General features: G+C 32.1%; 1 pseudogene. It reads right to left on the reverse strand.

The features are described 5' to 3' along the window. Positions 1 to 215, reverse strand: a pseudogene (locus IM265_RS21910) (glycosyl transferase group 1); the annotation flags it as partial. Positions 216 to 280: the final 65 nt, after the last annotated feature.

Here is a 280-nt window from a genome sequence, read left to right on the forward strand (position 1 = left end):
ATGTTATACATACCACGATGTATGACTGGAAGTGAAGGCAATTCATGAAAGTTTATATTTTCTTCATTTATTAACATTCCTTCTATGACTTTATTATTTTTTGGAATGTAGACATCACAAATATATTGTTCTGATAAAAAATCTATCACATAAGCTAAAATCTTGCTGGCCCCGTAGCTGTCATCTACAGGATGAAAAATAGCAATTCTCTTCATGTTAAAAATCACCCTATTCTTAGTTGCATCGTGCTTCGATTATCCGCATACGCACAGTATATTAA

This window comes from Enterobacter cloacae complex sp. P17RS (assembly GCF_014895885.1).
In the GTDB taxonomy this organism is placed as follows: domain Bacteria; phylum Pseudomonadota; class Gammaproteobacteria; order Enterobacterales; family Enterobacteriaceae; genus Enterobacter; species Enterobacter bugandensis.